The organism is Microbacterium sp. NPDC091662, from assembly GCF_044756705.1.
Taxonomy (GTDB): Bacteria; Actinomycetota; Actinomycetes; order Actinomycetales; family Microbacteriaceae; genus Microbacterium.
Genome location: NZ_JBIVTM010000002.1, coordinates 117,657 through 133,955, shown reverse-complemented (window position 1 = coordinate 133,955; position 16,299 = coordinate 117,657). Strand labels below are relative to the sequence as shown.

The following is a 16,299-nucleotide window of genomic DNA, read 5'->3' as shown; positions in this document are numbered from 1 at the left end:
CGTTCAGCCGAGGGAAAAGAACCGCACGCGCTCCGGATCGATCCGCAGGTGGACCACATCTCCCGGTGCGATCCCGGCGGCATCGACGAGCGAGACGTCGACCGCGCACGAAGCCGTCTGCACACGCACACCGGTGAGGGTGGGCTCGAGTCGCGTGACCTCGGTGATCCATGCTCCCCCTGCCCTCCCGTCGACCACTCGGACGTGGTCGGGACGGAAGACCGCAGCGAGAGGGGTGCCGTCAGCCGCGGCGCGCGCGAGCGAGTCGGCGTCCGAGCTCGCGAGGCGCAGGTCTCCGCTCTGCCAGCCGCCGTTCGCGGCGACGCCCACCAGACGGTTGACGCCTGCGATCGAGGCGACGAAGCCCGAGGCAGGAGCCGACAGCACCGCACGGACCGGCCCGCTCTGCGTGACCCGACCGGCCTCGACGACGACGAGACGCTCCGCCAGTGCGACGGCATCCGCCGCATCGTGCGTGACCGCGATCGTGGTGATCCCGGTCAGCTGATCGCGCAGCATCTGCCGGATGTCGCCCGCCGTCGCGGGGTCGAGCGCCACCAGCGGTTCGTCGAGCAGTACCGCGCGGGGGGACGCGGCGAGCGCCCTGGCGACGGCGACGCGCTGTCCTTCCCCACCCGAGAGTTCGCGTGGCATTCGATCCCCCGCACCGGGGAGGCCGACGCGGTCGAGCCATTCATCCGCCGAGTCTCGTGCCGCGCGAACATCCGTTCCCGCAGCGCGAGGCCCGAAGGCGACGTTCTCGCGCACGGACAGGTGCGGGAACAGCCGCGCATCCTGCCCGAGCAGCACGATGCCCCGGTTCATGGGGGCGGTGCGCACCTGCGGTGCGGCCACGCGGTCGACCACGCGTCCCGCGACCTCGATCTCTCCTGCGGTCAGCGGTTCGAGTCCGGCGAGCGCCTGCAGCAGTGTCGACTTGCCCGCACCGCTCGGCCCCATGATCGCGACCGTCTCGCCGACGGCGACCTGCACGGCTACCTCGACGGCGAAGTGCTCGCGCTCGACCACGATGTCGGCGCGCAGCCCCGGCTCATCGGCGGCGCGGTGCTCGGCCGGCATTCCGTTCGCCACGGTCATCGCGCCGCCCCCGGTCGCCAGCCGCGCACGAGCAGCAGCACGACGATCGCAGTCGCGAGCAGCAGCAGGGCGAGCGCGACCGCCGTGCCCTGCGTCACTCCGGCCCCGTTGAAGGCGGTGTAGATCGCGAGCGGCATCGTCTGGGTGACTCCCGGCCGGTTTCCGGCGAACAGCGCTGTCGCGCCGAACTCGCCGACAGCCCGCGCGAAGCACAGCACGACGCCGGCGACGATGCCCGGCGCCGCGAGCGGGAGGGTGATGCGACGCAGGATCGTCCATCGTCCTGCTCCGAGTGCGGCTGCCGTGCGCTCGTAGTCCACGCCCGAGGTGCGCACCGCTCCCTCGACCGCCAGCACCAGGAAGGGCAGCGCCACGAACGTCTGCGCCAGCACGACGGCCGGGGTGCTGAACGACAGCCCGAGTCCTCCGAGCCACCCCGCGCGCCCGAACAGGTACAGCAGCGCGACGCCGCCCACCATGGGCGGCAGCACCAGGGGCACCGTGACGACGGCGCGGAGCACCGCAGCCAGGCGAGGTCCGGAGCGGGCGATGAAGAGCGCAAGCGGCACCCCGACGATGACGCACAGCACGGTGGCCAGCAGCCCGGTGCTGAGGGAGAGCAGGAGCGCCGAGAGAGCGGCCTCCGACGTCACATCGGCGAGGAACGTCGACCACTGCACGCGTGCGACGAGTGCGGTCAGTGGCAGGATCAGGAACGCCAGACCGATCAGGGCCGGAACGGCGAGCGCGCGGGGAGCATATCCGCGCGCGCCGGCCGCGCTCATGGAGCTCCGAAGCCGAAGTCCGCCAGGATCTTCTGACCCGCGTCCGACAGCACGAACACCACGAAGGCGTCGGCGGCCTCGCTGTTCGGAGCATCGGAGAGCGCGGCGATCGGGTAGTGGTTGACCACCTCGTCTGCCCCCTCCGGCACGATCACCTCGACATCGTCTCGGCCGATCACGTCGGTGGCGTACACGAGTCCGGCATCGGCCTCGGAGGCCGCGACCTTCGTGAGCACGGCCGTCACGTTCTGCTCGAGACTCGCCGCGTCGACCGTCACGCCCGCCGCGGAGAGCAACTTCGCGGAGGCCGCCCCACAGGGCACCTCCGGCGCACACAGCACGGTGGTCACGTCGGCCAGATCGGCCAGCGCCTCCACCCCGCCCGGGTTGCCGGCAGGCACCGCGATCACAAGGGTGTTGGAGGCGAACAGCGTCGGATCGACGGCCACATCTGCTGCCTTGTCCATGTTCGCCTCGTCGGCGGACGCGAACACGTCGGCCGGTGCTCCTTCGAGGATCTGCGTGACCAGGGTCGACGAGCCGTCGTAGACGGGAGTGAACCGCACGTCGGGGTTCTCGGCGGTGAAGGCTTCGCCGATCGCATCGAAGGCCCCGCTGAGCGAGGCGGCGGCGTAGACCGTGAGCTCTCCGCCGACACCGCTCTTCTCCGCCGTCGCCGACGGGGAAGGGGCGCTCTCGACGGCACCCGCGCAGCCGGTGAGGGCGAGCGCAGCGGCGGCGAGGACGGCGAGGGTGGAGCGACGCACGGTGCGGTTCATGTCAGCCTTTCGGTACTTCGACCACGACCTGAGTCGCCTTGACGGATGCGGTGGCGAGCGAGCCGACCTCGAGCTGCAGTTCCCGTGCAGCTTCAGCAGACATCAGCGAGACCACGCGATGTGGTCCGGACTGGATGTCGACCTGCGCCATCAGCCCGTCGATCTGCACCTGGGTCACGATGCCGACGAAGCGGTTGCGGGCAGAAGAGACCACGTCGCCTGCGACCTTCGCCTCCTCTGCGAGCGCGACGGCTCGCGCGGCGACGGCATCCCCCGGGATCTCAGACGGCGCGGCATCGGTGACGGGCAGGAGCCCCTGCTCGATCCAGCGCCGCACGGTGTCGTCGCTCACGCCGAGCAGCTGAGCGGCCCGAGCGATCCGGTAAGCCTGCATGCGGCGAATCTACCGCAGATGCGGAGGAAATCCTCTAATAGATCCGAGATTGCGACCACGCCCTCCGTATGTCCACCGAATGGCCTATACCGCAAACGTCAGGTTTCCGCGAAGATGGCTGTTCGACGCACTGGAGGGGCTCTCGACGATGACGGCACCGAATCAACCGACGGACGACCTGTCCGACTTCGCCGAGCTGATGACCCACGAACAGGAATTCCTCTCCCCTCGTGATCGAGTCGATCCGGAGGTGCGCCGAAAGCGCCGGCGCCGGGGGCTCATCATCACCGCCGTCTGCATCGTCGTGGTGCTCGCTGCCGCCGGTGGGTACGTCGCGTGGGCTCTCTCCACTCCCGTGAATCCGCCGACGGTGACCACGCAGACGCCGCAGGCCCCGGCCGTCGAGGCCGCGTCGATCGCCACCCCTCCCGCGGGCGCGTCAGCGATCAGCGTCGCCGGCGCGGATGCGTACCTGGGCGAGGCCGCGAGCGGGATCTGGTCGTCGAGCGGGACCGGCGAGCCGCTGCCCATCGCGAGTATCACCAAGCTCATCACCGCCCTGGTCATCCTCGACGCCACCCCGCTCGCCTCCGCCGATGACCCGGGCCCGACCATCACGTTCAGCAAGGCCGACCACGACCTCTACGACAGGTACTACGTTCTCGGCGCAACCATCGCCCCCATGCCCACCGGCACCTCGATGAGCCTGCATGATGCCCTGGCGGCCATGCTGATCCCCTCGGCGAGCAACTACGCCGAAGCGTTGTCGTCGCACATCTTCGGATCGCAGAACGCGTTCCTCGGCGCGACGCGCGACTGGCTCGCCGCCAATGGGCTCACAGGAACGACGATCACCGAGCCCACCGGCATAAGCCCGCGCAACACGAGCACGCCCGCCGACCTCGTGGCCATCGGGAAGCTCGCCGCCGCGAACCCGGTGATCGCGCAGATCGTGGCGACCCCGTCGATCACGCTTCCCGGCGCCGGTCTGCTCTACAACACCAACGGCCTCCTCGGCACCAGCGGGATCACGGGGCTGAAGACCGGCACCCTCGGCGAGGGCACCTACAGCCTGCTCTACACGGCGACGCTCGTCGTGGGGACCGCCGATCCGCTCGCCGTGACCGGCGTGATTCTCGGGGGATCATCGCGCGATTCGGTGAACGCCGGCGTGATCGCCGCGTTGGACAGCATCCGCTCCGGTTTCCATGCGGTGCCGGTTGCGACATCCGGTCAGGAAGTCGGCACGATCACGACGCCCTGGGGCGATACCGCCCGACTGGTCATCGGCGAGGAGGCATCGATCTTCACCTGGTCGGATACGCCGATCACCGTGACGATGGACATCAAGACGCCGCCGACCTATCGAGATGGTTCGGCCGTGGGGAACGTGACCTGGACCGCCGGTCCGAACACCGTCACCGCGCCGGTCGAGATCAAGGGAAGCATCGACCCGCCGTCCGAGTGGTGGCGGCTCACCCACCCGTACGAGCTCGGCTCGATGACGGATGCCCGAGGCTGAGGACGATCGCCAGGACACTGACCACCGCCCACGCGACGGCCCCGCACCACACCGCGAACGTGCCGACAGCGACCATCTCCTCGACGCCCGCGGCCCGGCCGAGGGCGATGGTCGCGGTGGCGTACATGCCGATGGGGAAGACGATGCTCCACCACCCCACCGTGAATCGCCTCGCGTCCGGGCGCGTGCGGAGATCGCGGATGCCGAGCCCCACGAGGAAGGGAATGAGGAACGTTCCGAACGACCAGAGCACCATCGCCACGACGGCGACCGCTCCCTCCGTGCCGGGAAGGGCGGCGAAGTCGGCCGTCAGCAGCCGTGCGGCGGCCAGGGTGGAGATCGCGGTCGATCCCGTGAGCACCCATGCGGTCGGTGCGACGTCGACCGCACCGACCTCCTGGGCGAGCAGCCGCACCGTCACCGCCGCCATGAGAAGCAGATAGAGAACGATCCCGAGGCACCAGAGCCCGAACGCCACGAGGGCCAGCAGACGGTGCGCTCCGGGGGTCGCACTCGTCAGGACCGACAGCGACTGGGTCGCGACGACGACGAGGAACCACCCGCCGTCGACGGTCCGGAGCAGCGGCCGACGAGACGCATGAGTGACGAGCCACGGCAGCATCCCGTAGGTCAGAAGGGCCCAGAGCAGCGCTTCCACGGCGAGCGCGACGGGGAGGATCCCCACGGCCCCGAGCGACGCGCCCAGCGTGGCCGTGACACCCGTCGCCGCCACGATCGTGAAGAAACCGAACGCGCGGCCCGGGTCGCCGGCGTCGCGGAGAACAGCGGCCGGCACCAAGACAACGCGCGCCACGGTCGCGATCAGCAGGACCGCATATCCGCCGACGGCGAGCACGAACGCCACGACCCCGACCGGTACCAGTCCGATCGCGACGAACGACGTGCCGACGATGCCCGTCGCCATCACGAAGGAGAACGCCGCGGGCGGGAGCCTTTCGATCATCGTGCGCACGGACATCGCTCAGATCGACTGCCGGTCCTGCTCCTGCGGCGTGCGGGCGAGGGACCCCTGCTCCGCGTGCGACTTCCCGCCGCTGTCCACCATCCGGCACCTCTCGAAGATCGTCACCGATGTCGGCCGCGGATACCGCGTGCCTCTGCAGTCGAGGATGACAGAACATGCATCCCGGCACGATCAGGCGAGCCGCGACGTCGCGATCCGACGGGCATACGCTGAACCCATGCAGCCTCTCGTCGCCCCCGCGCCCGTGCTGGAGCCGGAAGAACTCGTCCGCACGGCGCGGCACGCGGTGCTCGCCGGCATCGGCGAGGAAGGACAACGCCGCCTCAACGCCGCGCATGTCACGATCGTCGGCGCGGGCGGGCTCGGCTCCCCCGCGCTTCTCGCCCTGGCTGCCGCCGGTATCGGATCGATCACCGTGATCGATGACGATGTGGTGGAACTCACGAACCTGCAACGTCAGCTGGCTCACCGGGTGCAGGACATCGGGACGCGGAAGACCGTATCCGCCGCGCGCGCGATCACCGCGCTCGCCCCGCAGACCGCGGTGACCCAAGTAGCCGAACGCCTGGATGCAGCCAATGCCGAACGCCTGCTCGCGGGCGCCGACGCGGTGGTCGACACGAGCGACTCGTTCGCGACCCGTCGAGACGTGGCGGCCGCGACCGAGACCCTCGGGCTTCCGCTCGTGTGGGGTGCCGTGCAGGAATGGCATGCGCAGGCCACGGTGTTCTGGTCGGCCCCTCCCCAGGGCGAGCCGGTCGTGCTCGCCGACCTCTTCCCGCCCGGCACCGAGGGCGAACCCCCCAGCTGCGCCCAGGTCGGTGTGCTCGGAGCCCTGTGCGTGCAGGTCGGCGGGATACTCGCCGGCGAGGTGATCAAACTCGTGACGGGCGCCGGCGAACCCCTGCTCGGACGACTCGCGATGGTCGATGCGCTCACGTCCCGTCAGCACGAGGTCGTGATCCGCTCGGCATCCGCCCCGACGACGGAGCAGCGAACGGGAGCTCGCGCATGACCGGCCGTCGCACTGTCGAGGAGCAGCTCGCGCGCGTGCTCGAGGCCGTCCGCGTCATCGAGCACACGACGCGGCCGGTGACGGATACCGCCGGTCGCACGCTCGCCGCTCCCGCCGTGGCCGCCCACGACATCCCCCTGTTCGACAACTCCGCGATGGACGGCTTCGCAGTGCGCGGTGCCGATGTCGCCGCGGCATCGGAGGACACCCCGGTCACCCTGCGCGTGGTCGCCGACCTCCCCGCGGGTGTCGCCCTCGATCCTCCGCTCGGCATCGGCGAAGCCGCCCGCATCATGACCGGTTCGCCCACCCCCACCGATGCCGACGTGATCGTGCCCTTCGAGGACACGGCCGGCGGTCTCGCCGACTCCCTGGGCGAGGTGACGGTGCTGCGCGCCCCCGCGAAGCCCGGAGTGTTCGTGCGCCGACGCGGAGCCGACCTGCGCACCGGCGACGAGGTCGTGCACGTCGGCGAGCGCCTCGGACCCTTCCAGCTCGCCGCCGCGGTCGCGGCCGGCATCGTCGAGGTCTCGGTGACGCGGGCGCCCCGCGTGGCGGTGGTCTCGACGGGGAGCGAACTGCTCGCGCCGGGGGAAACCCCCGCCCGCGGACGCATCCCCGACTCGAATGGCCCCCTGCTCGAACAGCTGGTCGCCGCAGCCGACGCCGAGGTGGTGCTGGTCGCACGGGTTCCCGACGAGGCCGACGCCGTCCGGGCCGTCACCGCCGAGGCCACAGCCCTCGGGGCAGACGTGATCGTGTTCACCGGCGGTGTGAGCGCGGGGGCCTACGAGCCGGTGCGCGGGGCCTTCGACGGTGGTGGAGAGGTCGAGTTCAGCGCGGTCGCCATGCAGCCGGGCAAGCCCCAGGCCTTCGGGGTGCTCGAGACCGGTTGCCTCGTGTTCGGCCTGCCCGGAAACCCGGTCAGCGTGGCGGTGTCGTTCGAGGTGTTCGTGCGCCCCGCTCTGCTCGCGATGCAGGGACGGTGCGAGATCCACCGGCCGCGCGCCACCTTCACCGCCGACGCGTCGTGGACACCACCGCCGGGCCGACGCCAGTACCTTCCCGCCGTCGTCGACCTTGCGACGCGCACCGTGCGCCCGGCGACCGACGGCGGATCGGGATCGCACCTCGCCGGCGGACTCGCCCGTGCGCACGCGTTCGCGATCGTGCCTGCCGAGGTCGAGTCCGTGGCCGTGGGCGATGTCATCGATGTCATGCTGGTCGGATGAGCTTTCCTCACCTGGACGCGGCTGGCCGCGCGCACATGGTCGACGTGACCGCGAAGCAGCCGACCGTCCGCACGGCGACCGCCCGAGGCTTCGTGCGCTGCAGCCCCGACGTGATCACCGCCCTCCGCGACGGCACCGTGCCGAAGGGCGACGTGCTCGCCGTGGCGCGCATCGCCGGCATCCAGGCGGCCAAGTCCACTCCCGCGCTGCTGCCCCTCGCACACGTGATCGGCGTGCACCGGGCGAGCGTCGACCTCGAGATCGTCGACGACGGCGTGCGCATCGAGGCGACGGTGGGCACCGCCGACCGCACCGGTGTCGAGATGGAGGCACTCACGGCCGTGTCGGTGACCGCCCTGGCGATCGTCGACATGATCAAGGGCGTCGACCGCGCCGTCGTGATCGACGATGTGCGGATCGTGGCGAAGTCGGGCGGGCGTTCGGGCGACTGGGTGCGACCCGGCGAAGCAGCCCCCGGAGAACCTCGATGACGCGGGTGCGCTACTTCGCCGCCGCTGCGGAGGCTGCGGGAACCGACGTCGAGGAGCGCGGGGAGAGGTCACTCGTCGCCCTGCGCGCGGCGGTCATCGCCGAGCATCCGGCCCTCGTCGACATCCTGCCGCGCTGCGCGGTGCTCGTCGACGGGGTGCGCACCGACGGCGACCTCGTCCTCGACGACGCCGAGCTCATCGACGTGCTCCCGCCCTTCGCGGGCGGATGACCACACGCCACCTGCAGGAACGCTGGCCGCATGCAGGACCGATGACCGGCGTTTCCTCCTGCATGCGGCAAGAGCTCATGCAGATGGCGCGTCAGGAGCGACGGCTGCCCCCGCGGCTCAGCCGCCGATGCCCTTCCACGACGAGGTTCCGTCGACCTCGAGCTGACGCTTCCACACGGGGAGGTCGCTCTTGATCGCCTCGATGACGGCCCGACACACCTCGAACGCCTCAGCACGGTGCTCGGAGGCGACCGCGACCACCACGGCCGCATCGCCCACATCGAGGTGTCCGATGCGATGGCTCACCGCCACCACGGCGGAGGCTTCCGCTCCGGCTCCGGCCTGCTCGGCGATCCGCCGCAACGTCGCCTCCGCATCGGGATGAGCGCTGTACTCCAGTCCGACGACGGGCGTCTCGGCGTCGGGGTCGTTGTCGCGCACCCGACCGACGAAAGTCGTCACCGCACCCAATCGAGGGTCTTCGACCGCGGCGAGATGCGCATCGAGATCGAGGCGCTCCTCCGATACGGCTGCGATTCGCACGTCGTTCATGAGTGGTCTGCGCCCTTCACCTGATCCAGGATGTGCCCGGCGACGCCGAGCACCACGGGGACGCCGGAGGCGACGGCCCTCGGCGAACCGGGGAGGTTCACCACGAGCGTGCCGTCGGGATCGACGATGCCGGCGAGTCCACGCGACAGTACGGACAACGGGGTGTCGGCGAGTCCGCTGCGACGCAGTTCCTCGGCGATCCCGGGGATCTCTCGGGTGATCACACGCCGCGTCCCCTCGGGCGTCAGATCACGCGGACCGACACCGGTTCCCCCCGTCGTCACGACCAGCCGGATGCCCCGGGCGACGGCCCGGCGCAGAGCATCGGCCACCGAACCCGCACCGTCGGCGACGATCTCGGCGTCAGGACAATGCCACCCGGCTTCGCGCAGCAGGCCGACGGCGATCGGGCCGCCCCGATCTTCGCGCTCTCCCGAGAAGGATCGGTCCGAGACGGTGATCACGAGTGCGGGGAGCGGGCCCATGGCTCCCACCCTAGGCCCGCCCGCACGACCGCGCACGGGTCTCAGTTGACCCGGATGAGCGAACGCTGCCAGCCGGACGACCCGTTCGGTGCGATGGGCGCGCGTTCCTGGATCTGCAGGTCGCCGTTCTTGTTGACGGCGCGCACGGCGACGTAGTGCGTCCCCGGTGTGGCATCCCACTCCATGAACCACTGCACCCACGTGTCGTCGTTGATCGGAGCCGACAGCGTCGCCGGAACCCAGTCTCCATCGTCGATGCTGACCTCGACGCGTTCGATGCCGACCGACTGCGCCCAGGCGACTCCGGCGATCGGGATCTTCCCCGCCGCCACCGCCTCGCCGATCTTGGGGGTGTCGACGCGCGAGGCGAACTTGATCGGAGCCTCGGCGCTGTAACCACGGGGCGTCCAGTACGCCTCGTCCTGGGCGAAGGTCGTGACCTTGAGCTCGGTGAGCCACTTGGTCGCCGACACGTAACCGTAGAGTCCGGGCACGACCATCCGCACCGGGAATCCATGCTCGAGGGGCAGCGGCTCGCCGTTCATCCCGACAGCGAGGATGGCGTCGAGGTCATCGTCCGTCAACGCCGAGAGCGGCGTGCTCGCGGTGTAGCCGTCTACGCTGCGCGAGAGCACCATGTCGGCACCGGACTTCACTCCCGCCTTCTTGAGCACGTCGCGCAACGGCACCCCCAGCCACTTCGCGTTGCCGACGAGCTCACCGCCGACCTCGTTGGAGACGCACGTGAGCGTGATCGCGTACTCGTCGAGGCCCATGTCGAGGATGTCCTGGAAGCTCATCTCCACGCGCTGGTCGACCATGCCGTCGATCACCAGACGCCAGGTGTCCGGGTCGATCGAGGGCACAGTGAGTGCGGTGTCGACGCGATAGAAGTCCTTGTTCGGGGTGAACAGCTCGCTGAGTCCGGGGATGTCGAGCTCGGCCCCCGCCGGCACGGTGACGGTGGTCTTCGGGGAGGGCAGCTTGAGCGCGCCGCGGATCGCTTCGACCGACGACACCGCCATGCTCACGGTGCGGGCGGTGATGCCCACGACCAGTGCCGATGCTCCGGCGAGGGCGGCGAGGACGAAGAAGCGGCGGCGGTCGAACCCGGGGCGGGTGGTCTCTCCGTCGGCGGCGTCCGTCCCGACGTCCTCGACGCCCGCGGTCGCGGTGTCGCTCTCATCGTCTCCCCGCACGCCCACGACGGCCTCCCGCCATCCGCGCAGGCGACGGCAGAGCAGCACGAGGACGAACGATCCCGCGACGGTTCCCAGGACCGGCGGCAGGAAGGCGAGCGGCGCCACCGCGGCGCGGGTCACGATCGCCGCGGTCGAGAGCGCTCCCGCGATGACCAGCGCGATCACCCCGAGCGGCGGACGCACGAGTTGCAGGATGCCGGCGATCGCCGAGGCGATGAGCACGGCCAGACCGAGGCCTGCCAGCAGCGCGATCTTGTCGTACTCGCCGAACGTGGCGATCGCGAACTCCTTGAAGGGCTGCGGCACGATGTCGATGACGAACCCGCCGACGGCGAGGATCGGACTGGCCGCGCGCGCGAACAGCAGCGCGAACAGCTCGGCCGTCGCGAGGAAGACGCCACCGCCGATCACGCCCGCGAGGGCGGCCCAGACGAGGAATCTCTTGCCGCTGCCGCGCTGCACCATGGTCGTCTCCTGTCCCACCGTCACGTCGACACTGTCGCCGGTGTGATCCCCCGTTGTTCGGAGCGGACGGGCGATCGGATGTGACGTTCGTGCGAGCGACAGGCTCGACGGTCAGAGGTGGCGAACGGTGATGGCCTCGCGTCCTTGGAACTTCCGCAGCGTGCGCATGCATCGCGAGCACAGGATCTCGACCCGACGCGGGTGGCCCTCGCCGCAGACGCAGTCGACGGTCACGCGCCACTTGGCCTTGCGTCCGCACGGCTGGTAGCCGTCGTCGTCGCCGTGATCGCATTCGCACCGCTGCCGGTCGCGATCGAGCCCGGCCAGCTCGTCGATCTTCGCGAGTTCGTCGACGTCGGTGTCGACCTCGACGGCCTCGGCTTCCTGCGTTCTCCCCACCAGCTGATGTTCCCAGGGCCGGCACGCGCTCGCAACATCACCGAGCCGGGGCTGCGGCGCGTCTGCGGTCAGACCCCGACGACTCGCGGATCGGACGGCGCATCCGGGATCCCCGGTGGCGCGGGAGGGGGCGGTGGGGCGAGCTGACGCTGCGGCACCCCGTGCGCCTCACGGTGCAGACGTTCCATACGGCTGTCGAGCTCAGCGGCGGCATCCGCGGCATCCGACAGGCTGTCGACCAGGTGAGAGGGCACCTGGTTCGAGAACTTGTAGTAGATCTTGTGCTCGAGGCTGGCCCAGAAGTCCATCGCTATCGTGCGGAACTGCACCTCGACCGGCACGGAGAGCGCACCGGTCGACAGGAACACGGGCACTTCGATGATCGCGTGCAGGCTCTTGTAGCCATTGTCCTTCGGATGCGCGATGTAGTCCTTGACCGTGCGCACCGTGACGTCGTCCTGCGCGGTGAGCAGGTCGAACAGGCGGTAGACGTCGGCGACGAAGCTGCAGGTCACGCGCACACCGGCGATGTCGGTGATCTCGGCACGGATGCGATCGAAGTCTGGTTCGTCGATACCCTTGCGGGCGATCTTCTCGACGATGCTGTCCGGCGACTTCAGCCGACTCTTCACGTGCTCGATGGGGTTGTAGGCGTGGTCGTGCGTGAACTCGTCGCGCAGGATCGAGATCTTCGTCTCGACCTCGCGCATCCCGAACTCGTACTCGCGCAGGAACCGCTGCAGCTCGTCGCGCAGCTCGCGGGCCTGGTTGATCGTGTCCTCGGTGACGTGAACGGTCGTCATGCCCTCGACGTTACGGCTTCGTGATCGGAAACCGCTGTGGATCCCCGACACCGCTGCGGTTCGCGAACGGGTTGACGCAGCGTCTCCCGCGGCCTAGAACGGAGCACATGACGACAGCAGGAGAGGATTGGACCCGGGCCTACATCGAGGCATGGAGGTCGAACGACCCCGAACGGATCGGGGCGCTCTTCACGCACGACGCCCGATACCTCACGAGCCCCGATTCGGAACCGCGGGTCGGGCGCGAGGCGATCGTGTCGGGGTGGCTCGAGGACGGCGACGAACCGGGCACCTGGACCTTCGAGTGGGAGGTCCTCCACGAGGTCGGCGGCTTCGTGGTCGTCCAGGGCCGCACGCAGTACCCGGCCGAGCGCGACTACCTCAACCTCTGGATCATCCGGCTCGCACCCGACGAGCGTGCGACGGAGTTCACCGAGTGGTACATGCCGCGCCCCCACACGGAGGGCTGAGCGCGGGGCGTCGGTCCGTCACGCGTCGCGCGGAGGGGAAGCGTATGTGGGCGCGCTCGGCGCGGGGCCCGCGGCATACGCCCGAGCATCGCCGAGATGCTGTCCGGAGACGACGCCCGGAAGCCCGCGCCCGTCGCGTGTCGTGAACGGCAGCACGATCGCGGCGAGGAACAGTACGGCCGCCGCGAATCCGAAGAACCCACCGGGCAGCTGAAGCGCGCTGATCCCGCCGATGCCGCCCGCCCAGCGCAGGAGCCGCGCGAACGGTGCGGGCAGGCGCGACCCCGTGTAGCGGAGCTGCACCGCGATGTCGCCGACCGAGCGCCCGCTGATCAGGATCAGCACCAGGAACAGAGCCGAGGGGGCGATGGTGGCGGCGGCGGATGCGAGGGTGCCGTCGAGCACCGAGGCGCGGTCGTCCACGACGAACTCCAGCCACACCTGCACGGTCACCCCGGCTGCCATGCTCAGGAACCCGTAGGCGAGGAAGTCGCACAGCATCGCGAGCAGGCGGCGACCGCGGGTGACCGGACGCGGAAGATCGGCGTCGGGGCTCACCTTCGCACCGCGCAGCGACCGCGGGACGAGGACCGCCACGATGCAGCCGATCACCGCACCGAGGGTGTTCGTCATGAGGTCGCCCACGTCGAAGAAGCGATACGCGCACGGGTAGACGCCCCACACACCGGTCAGCTGCGTCGTCTCGACCAACAGCGAGAGTCCGAGCCCGGCGGCGAGCGCCGTCACGACGCCTCGGCCGGCGAGCACACGGACGAAGAAGCCGAGCGGCACGAACAGCAGCACGTTGAACACCAGCTGCAGCAGGGCCGGCTGTCGCAGCGGATTCCCCGGTGCCGCGAATGCCTTCTGCACATCGCGCACGACCGACATCGGATCGGTGATCGCTCCGACGCAGCGGATCGTGTCGGGGTCGGGCAGTGGCAGCAGGGTATAGGTCCAGATCGCCCAGAAGTAGATGAGGGCCGACAGCCAGAGCAGCGTGCGTCCGAGGCCGAGTTCGCCCGCGTCGGCGATAGCTGACCGCCACGAAGGGCACGAAGAGGAGGATGCCGAAAGCCGCCCCCATCGCGATCGCGATGAATCCGAGCAGCACCTGATCTTCCACCGCGTGCCAGTGTAGCTTTGCGCGTAAGGATTCCGTGAGGACCGCGCATCCCACCGTAGGGATTCCGTGAGGATCGCGTGAGGATGCCATCAGGAGGCGTAGTGTCGCCGGACGTGTCAGACGAAAACAGGGAGGGCGCGGACGCACCGCCGCTCGCCAAGCGCATCCTCATCGGAGAACCGCTGACGAGCCAGCAGGTCGACGACCAGCTGCTCCCGAAGCGGATGGCTCTGCCCATCTTCGCGTCCGACGCTCTGAGCTCGGTGGCCTACGCGCCACAGGAGCTGGTCATGATCCTGCTGATCGGCGGGCTCACCTTCCTGTCGTTCACGCCGCTCGTCGCGATCGCGGTCGTGGTGCTGCTGATCGTGGTCGTGCTCAGCTACCGCCAGCTCATCAAGGCCTACCCGTCGGGGGGTGGCGACTACGAGGTCGCGTCGAAGAACCTCGGCGAGATCCCCGGAGTGATCGTCGCCGCGGCCCTCCTGGTCGACTACGTGCTCACCGTGGCCGTGTCGGTCGCCTCCGGTGTCGACAACATCATCTCCGCCGTGCCGGGGCTCGACCCCTTCCGCGTCGAGCTCGCGGTCGGCTTCGTCATCCTCATCATCGTCGTGAACCTCCGCGGGGTGCGCGAGGCCTCCCTGGTCTTCGCGATCCCCACCTACGTGTTCATCGGCTCGGTCGGCATCATGATCGTGACCGGTCTGATCCGCACTTTCCTCGGCGACGCCCCGGTCGCCTCGAGCGCCGAGTTCTCGGTGCAGGCCGAGAGTCTCGGGCAGGCTGCCGTGATCCTGCTGATCCTGCGCGCATTCTCGAGCGGATGCTCGGCCCTCACCGGCGTCGAGGCCGTGTCGAACGGCGTCCCCGCGTTCCGCGCCCCGAAGGTGCGCAACGCGCAGTCGACCCTGGTACTCATGGGATCGATCGCCATCTGCCTGTTCGCGGGTCTCACCGCTCTCGCCCTCATCACCGGCGTGCACTACGCCGAGAACCCGTGCGACCTGGTCGGCTTCGACTGCACGAACCCGCAGCCCTCGCTGATGGCGCAGATCGCCGCGGCGACCTTCGGCGGCGGCAGCATCGCGTTCTTCATCGTGCAGGCGGCGACCGCGTGCGTTCTGCTCCTCGCAGCGAACACCGCCTTCAACGGCTTCCCCCTGCTGGGCGCTGTGCTCGCCCGCGACGGCTACGCGCCGAAGTCGCTCAACACCCGCGGCGACCGGCTGGTGTTCTCGAACGGGATGATCCTGCTCGGCATCGCGGCGATCGCCGTGCTCGTGATCTTCCAGGCGAAGCTGACCACCCTGATCCAGCTCTACATCATCGGTGTGTTCGTGTCGTTCTCGCTCGGCCAGATCGGCATGGTGCGGCACTGGCGGCGCGTGCTGCGCGGACCGGTGGAGGACAAGCCCGGCTCGGGCGTCGACGGGGCCTCGGCATCCGATCGCCGCTCGGCGAAGGTCGGACTCATCATCAACTCGGCCGGCGCCGTGATGACCGTGCTCGTGCTGGTCATCGTGACGATCACCAAGTTCACGCACGGCGCGTACCTGGTGTTCTTCGCGATCCCGATCCTCGCCTTCCTGATGCTGGGTGTGAAGCGGTACTACCGCGACGTCGAGCATGAGATCGCGATCGACGACACCACGAAGTTCGGGGCGACCGGCGACCTCGCGATCGTGCTCGTCAACCGACTGCAGAAGCCCGTCGTGAAAGCGATCGACTACGCGATCGCGGCAAAGCACGGCAAGACGCTGGCGGTGCACGTGGCCGTGGCCTCCGACGATGCAGCGCAGTTGCAGAAGGAGTGGGCCGATCATCTGGTGCCGATCCCGCTCGTGATCGTCGAGTCGCCGTACCGCTCGTTCGCCCAGCCCGTGACCCAGTTCATCAAGCAGTACCGCGAGAAGCACGGCTCGTCGGTGGTGACCGTGTACCTGCCGCAGTACATCGTCGGCCACTGGTGGGAGTCGTTCCTGCACAACCGGCGCGCGCGTCGTCTCGCCAACCAGCTCATGCTCGTGCACGGGGTGTCGATCACGCTCGTGCCGTGGCTGCTCGACTCATCGGAGCTCATCTACGGCCGCCGCTCCCGTCCGCTGCCGGGCCAGGAGCGTGCCGGCCGCCCGGTGGTCGTGAACGGTCGCCGCGCGCACCGCCCGGCGGGCCCGCCGCAGGACGGCGCCCCCGAGGCCTGAGACGGTTCTTCCGGTCGCAGTTCCTGCCGCTTCCGCAGCGCGGGAGCGGCAGGAAGTGCGAC

General features: G+C 69.7%; 18 protein-coding genes. 7 read left to right on the top strand and 11 right to left on the bottom strand.

Features of this window, described 5'->3' with window-relative positions:
• Positions 1-3: 3 nt before the first annotated feature.
• The 4 genes from ACIQLD_RS14010 to ACIQLD_RS13995 are packed head-to-tail and all read right to left on the bottom strand — an operon-like array spanning position 4 to position 3,056.
• Entirely contained in the window at positions 4-1,098 is a 1,095-nt protein-coding gene (locus ACIQLD_RS14010) for an ABC transporter ATP-binding protein (protein WP_402608807.1), read from the bottom strand.
• Positions 1,095-1,883, bottom strand: coding sequence for a molybdate ABC transporter permease subunit (gene modB, locus ACIQLD_RS14005; RefSeq protein ID WP_402608805.1), 789 nt, complete (start codon positions 1,881-1,883; stop codon positions 1,095-1,097). The genes ACIQLD_RS14010 and modB overlap by 4 nt, the downstream gene beginning before the upstream one ends.
• Positions 1,880-2,662 carry a molybdate ABC transporter substrate-binding protein gene (gene modA / locus ACIQLD_RS14000; protein WP_402608803.1) on the bottom strand — a complete coding sequence of 261 codons (783 nt, stop codon included), beginning with the start codon at positions 2,660-2,662 and terminating at the stop codon, positions 1,880-1,882. The genes modB and modA overlap by 4 nt, the downstream gene beginning before the upstream one ends.
• Position 2,663: 1 nt before the next feature.
• Positions 2,664-3,056, bottom strand: a complete 393-nt coding sequence (locus tag ACIQLD_RS13995) for a molybdopterin-binding protein (protein ID WP_402608801.1) — start codon at positions 3,054-3,056, stop codon at positions 2,664-2,666.
• A 148-nt stretch (positions 3,057-3,204) separates the two neighbouring features.
• On the opposite strand from ACIQLD_RS13995, the gene ACIQLD_RS13990 reads away from it, so the two are divergent.
• Positions 3,205-4,578 (top strand): D-alanyl-D-alanine carboxypeptidase family protein, encoded by a 1,374-nt coding sequence (locus tag ACIQLD_RS13990; RefSeq protein ID WP_402608799.1) that lies wholly within the window; start codon positions 3,205-3,207, stop codon positions 4,576-4,578.
• Here the strand turns inward: ACIQLD_RS13990 and ACIQLD_RS13985 are convergent.
• A complete protein-coding gene (locus ACIQLD_RS13985) occupies positions 4,532-5,557 on the bottom strand; it encodes a tellurite resistance/C4-dicarboxylate transporter family protein (protein WP_402608797.1) in 1,026 nt (341 codons plus the stop codon). The genes ACIQLD_RS13990 and ACIQLD_RS13985 overlap by 47 nt on opposite strands.
• 223 nt (positions 5,558-5,780) lie before the next feature.
• On the opposite strand from ACIQLD_RS13985, the gene ACIQLD_RS13980 reads away from it, so the two are divergent.
• From ACIQLD_RS13980 to ACIQLD_RS13965, 4 genes are read left to right on the top strand one after another with little or no spacing between them, the layout of a single operon-like run.
• Complete coding sequence (locus ACIQLD_RS13980) at positions 5,781-6,578, top strand: HesA/MoeB/ThiF family protein (RefSeq protein WP_402608795.1); 798 nt, start codon at positions 5,781-5,783, stop codon at positions 6,576-6,578.
• Positions 6,575-7,810 carry a gephyrin-like molybdotransferase Glp gene (glp, locus tag ACIQLD_RS13975; protein WP_402608793.1) on the top strand — a complete coding sequence of 412 codons (1,236 nt, stop codon included), beginning with the start codon at positions 6,575-6,577 and terminating at the stop codon, positions 7,808-7,810. Before ACIQLD_RS13980 ends, glp begins: the two co-directional genes overlap by 4 nt.
• On the top strand, positions 7,807-8,301 hold the full coding sequence (moaC, locus tag ACIQLD_RS13970; RefSeq protein WP_402608791.1) for a cyclic pyranopterin monophosphate synthase MoaC: 495 nt from the start codon (positions 7,807-7,809) through the stop codon (positions 8,299-8,301). The genes glp and moaC overlap by 4 nt, the downstream gene beginning before the upstream one ends.
• On the top strand, positions 8,298-8,531 hold the full coding sequence (locus tag ACIQLD_RS13965) for a MoaD/ThiS family protein (RefSeq protein ID WP_402608789.1): 234 nt from the start codon (positions 8,298-8,300) through the stop codon (positions 8,529-8,531). The genes moaC and ACIQLD_RS13965 overlap by 4 nt, the downstream gene beginning before the upstream one ends.
• A 117-nt stretch (positions 8,532-8,648) precedes the next feature.
• Here ACIQLD_RS13965 and ACIQLD_RS13960 read toward each other — a convergent pair whose 3' ends face one another.
• From ACIQLD_RS13960 to ACIQLD_RS13940, 5 genes are all read right to left on the bottom strand, one after another.
• Positions 8,649-9,083, bottom strand: a complete 435-nt coding sequence (locus tag ACIQLD_RS13960; protein ID WP_402608787.1) for a molybdenum cofactor biosynthesis protein MoaE — start codon at positions 9,081-9,083, stop codon at positions 8,649-8,651.
• On the bottom strand, positions 9,080-9,568 hold the full coding sequence (locus tag ACIQLD_RS13955; protein ID WP_402608785.1) for a molybdenum cofactor biosynthesis protein B: 489 nt from the start codon (positions 9,566-9,568) through the stop codon (positions 9,080-9,082). The genes ACIQLD_RS13960 and ACIQLD_RS13955 overlap by 4 nt, the downstream gene beginning before the upstream one ends.
• Positions 9,569-9,609: 41 nt before the next feature.
• Positions 9,610-11,235, bottom strand: a complete 1,626-nt coding sequence (locus tag ACIQLD_RS13950) for a molybdopterin-dependent oxidoreductase (RefSeq protein ID WP_402610276.1) — start codon at positions 11,233-11,235, stop codon at positions 9,610-9,612.
• 111 nt (positions 11,236-11,346) lie between these two features.
• Entirely contained in the window at positions 11,347-11,634 is a 288-nt protein-coding gene (locus tag ACIQLD_RS13945; protein ID WP_402608783.1) for a hypothetical protein, read from the bottom strand.
• 68 nt (positions 11,635-11,702) lie between these two features.
• Positions 11,703-12,437, bottom strand: a complete 735-nt coding sequence (locus ACIQLD_RS13940; protein ID WP_402608781.1) for a GTP pyrophosphokinase family protein — start codon at positions 12,435-12,437, stop codon at positions 11,703-11,705.
• A gap of 107 nt (positions 12,438-12,544) precedes the next feature.
• Between ACIQLD_RS13940 and ACIQLD_RS13935 the strand changes: the two genes are divergently transcribed.
• Complete coding sequence (locus ACIQLD_RS13935; protein WP_402608779.1) at positions 12,545-12,907, top strand: nuclear transport factor 2 family protein; 363 nt, start codon at positions 12,545-12,547, stop codon at positions 12,905-12,907.
• Positions 12,908-12,925: 18 nt separating this feature from the next.
• On the opposite strand, the gene ACIQLD_RS13930 is transcribed toward ACIQLD_RS13935, so the two are convergent.
• Positions 12,926-13,828 (bottom strand): VanZ family protein, encoded by a 903-nt coding sequence (locus ACIQLD_RS13930; protein ID WP_402610274.1) that lies wholly within the window; start codon positions 13,826-13,828, stop codon positions 12,926-12,928.
• A 288-nt stretch (positions 13,829-14,116) separates the two neighbouring features.
• On the opposite strand from ACIQLD_RS13930, the gene ACIQLD_RS13925 reads away from it, so the two are divergent.
• Positions 14,117-16,237, top strand: coding sequence for an APC family permease (locus ACIQLD_RS13925; RefSeq protein ID WP_402608777.1), 2,121 nt, complete (start codon positions 14,117-14,119; stop codon positions 16,235-16,237).
• Positions 16,238-16,299 lie beyond the last annotated feature (62 nt).

Excerpts from the sequence above, each read along its gene's own strand:
- ACIQLD_RS14010 (WP_402608807.1), bottom strand. The coding sequence starts at position 1,098 with ATGACCGTGGCGAACGGAATGCCGGCCGAGCACCGCGCCGCCGATGAG.
- modB (WP_402608805.1), bottom strand. The coding sequence starts at position 1,883 with ATGAGCGCGGCCGGCGCGCGCGGATATGCTCCCCGCGCGCTCGCCGTT.
- modA (WP_402608803.1), bottom strand. The coding sequence starts at position 2,662 with ATGAACCGCACCGTGCGTCGCTCCACCCTCGCCGTCCTCGCCGCCGCT.
- ACIQLD_RS13995 (WP_402608801.1), bottom strand. The coding sequence starts at position 3,056 with ATGCAGGCTTACCGGATCGCTCGGGCCGCTCAGCTGCTCGGCGTGAGC.
- ACIQLD_RS13990 (WP_402608799.1), top strand. The coding sequence starts at position 3,205 with ATGACGGCACCGAATCAACCGACGGACGACCTGTCCGACTTCGCCGAG.
- ACIQLD_RS13985 (WP_402608797.1), bottom strand. The coding sequence starts at position 5,557 with ATGTCCGTGCGCACGATGATCGAAAGGCTCCCGCCCGCGGCGTTCTCC.
- ACIQLD_RS13980 (WP_402608795.1), top strand. The coding sequence starts at position 5,781 with ATGCAGCCTCTCGTCGCCCCCGCGCCCGTGCTGGAGCCGGAAGAACTC.
- glp (WP_402608793.1), top strand. The coding sequence starts at position 6,575 with ATGACCGGCCGTCGCACTGTCGAGGAGCAGCTCGCGCGCGTGCTCGAG.
- moaC (WP_402608791.1), top strand. The coding sequence starts at position 7,807 with ATGAGCTTTCCTCACCTGGACGCGGCTGGCCGCGCGCACATGGTCGAC.
- ACIQLD_RS13965 (WP_402608789.1), top strand. The coding sequence starts at position 8,298 with ATGACGCGGGTGCGCTACTTCGCCGCCGCTGCGGAGGCTGCGGGAACC.
- ACIQLD_RS13960 (WP_402608787.1), bottom strand. The coding sequence starts at position 9,083 with ATGAACGACGTGCGAATCGCAGCCGTATCGGAGGAGCGCCTCGATCTC.
- ACIQLD_RS13955 (WP_402608785.1), bottom strand. The coding sequence starts at position 9,568 with ATGGGCCCGCTCCCCGCACTCGTGATCACCGTCTCGGACCGATCCTTC.
- ACIQLD_RS13950 (WP_402610276.1), bottom strand. The coding sequence starts at position 11,235 with ATGGTGCAGCGCGGCAGCGGCAAGAGATTCCTCGTCTGGGCCGCCCTC.
- ACIQLD_RS13940 (WP_402608781.1), bottom strand. The coding sequence starts at position 12,437 with ATGACGACCGTTCACGTCACCGAGGACACGATCAACCAGGCCCGCGAG.
- ACIQLD_RS13935 (WP_402608779.1), top strand. The coding sequence starts at position 12,545 with ATGACGACAGCAGGAGAGGATTGGACCCGGGCCTACATCGAGGCATGG.
- ACIQLD_RS13925 (WP_402608777.1), top strand. The coding sequence starts at position 14,117 with ATGCCATCAGGAGGCGTAGTGTCGCCGGACGTGTCAGACGAAAACAGG.